2 protein-coding genes are annotated in these 1,670 nt (G+C 58.7%); both read left to right on the top strand.

Annotated features, from left to right (window positions below; all coding sequences use genetic code 11):
* On the top strand, positions 1–934 hold a 934-nt coding region (locus ACYVGI_RS19095), incomplete at its 5' end, for an RHS repeat-associated core domain-containing protein (RefSeq protein ID WP_460634165.1).
* Positions 931–1,539 carry a hypothetical protein gene (locus ACYVGI_RS19090; protein ID WP_460634164.1) on the top strand — a complete coding sequence of 203 codons (609 nt, stop codon included), beginning with the start codon at positions 931–933 and terminating at the stop codon, positions 1,537–1,539. The genes ACYVGI_RS19095 and ACYVGI_RS19090, both read left to right, overlap by 4 nt.
* Positions 1,540–1,670 lie beyond the last annotated feature (131 nt).

Genomic DNA, 1,670 nt, shown 5'->3' with positions numbered 1-1,670 from the left:
GGTGTGGTCGAGTGCGCACGGGTACTTGAATGCGCCGGTGTCGGGGCTGACGGGTTTGACGCAGTTAGGGGCTCGCGCGTACGACCCGGTGTTGGGCCGGTTCGTGTCGGTGGATCCGGTGCTCGCGCCGGACAATCCGCAGCAGAACAACGGGTACTCGTATGCGCACAACAATCCGGTCACGCAAAGTGATCCGAGTGGGTACATTCCCTATACGCCTGGCTACACTCCAGGATTCATGAATATCCCCCAGCAGAGTTTGAAGGATCGCGAGGCGGGTACTCTGCCCAGTCCAGGGGGTGGCTGGTACCCGCCTGCTCCGTCGAGCTCAGCAAAGGGCGGCAAGGGTAAGCCCGCTTCATCGAATAGCCCGGCTGCCAAGCAGGCCGTATGCCAGATGATGGTCGGATACTGCGGAGGTACCCCGACGGCTAGCAAAGTGCAGCAGTCGCTGTGCGTTGCCGGAGTTGCGGGATGTAAGGGCTCGCGACTGTCGAACCTCATCGTCTCAACGCCGTTGCCAACAGTCATGGCGTGCATTGGCGGAAGCGTCGGCATGCTGGTTGGAGCCGCTGGGGTGTCGGCGTGTGTCGTGTACGTCCCCGGACCTGATCCGTTAGACAGCTTCAAGTTCACGGCAACTGTTGACGGCGAAATGGGGGCGACTACCTCGGGCCCAACAAAAGCCAACAAGATCGGTGCGAACGTGAACGTTTCGATAGGCCTGTCCAACGCGACAAAAATATCAGATTTGGCCGGTCCCGCGCGGGTCGTCGACATATCAGCAGGCGTTGGAAAGATCGGTATCGGTATGCAAACCTCGACCTCATCAAATGACGATGGAGAAGAGATTTGGGTTCGCACGGTCGGCTGGTATCCAGGGCTGGGCTTCGGTGTGACCGACGGACATGGTTATACGGTGGTGTCGCCATGAATGTCGCTCTCCGCGGACCCCTTCGCGACCTCTTATTCCTCGCCATTTCGGTGATCTTCAACTTGATTATCGCGACGCACGCCGTGATTCATGTATTCGCCTCCGATTCAGCGTCGCAATTCGGCTACGTTGTCGCATCCCTTGCGATGGTCGCGGCGTACGCTGCAACTCGTTTGGTTTGGTGGCTGTTTACGGGGACCTCGGTCGAACAGCCACCGATGTGGAGCAGATTCGTGCGGTCTTGGCTTGTTGCCGCGGCAGTCGCAGGAGTACTTTTCGTCTTCGCGGTGAGTTTGTTGTTTGCTTTGAAGTTCTCGGAAACCGCAGGGCACGAAGTGTTCTCCGATGGGACTAATTTTTGGTCATGGACCGACGGGGGTGCGCGGCAGGCGGCCACCGTTGGGCAGTATGAGGCGTACTCGAGAGCAATCGGATTCGTGGCCTTCGTAGTCGCGGCGGTATTCGGCGGCCTTTTCCAGGTTTGGTTGGCGGTATCGCTCATCAGGCCCGGCTACATCACCCAACTGTTCTTTCATCCTCTTTCGACGCTCTCCGGGCGTCGCGAAACAAAGGTTAGCCGGGACAATTGGTACTGGGGTGACTAGTAGCTTGACCGCTGAACGATGAATTTCGAGAACACTGTGAAAAGCGATGCGCCGGTTTGTCGGGGGATGCGAACGGTTCGCGGGATTTGGCTGTGGCGGTGGCGGATGGGAAGGTGTCGCGTCGGTGGTCT

Source organism: Leifsonia lichenia (assembly GCF_054780215.1).
The sequence above is the reverse complement of the archived record's forward strand: the minus strand, read 5'-3'. Positions and strand labels throughout refer to the sequence as shown.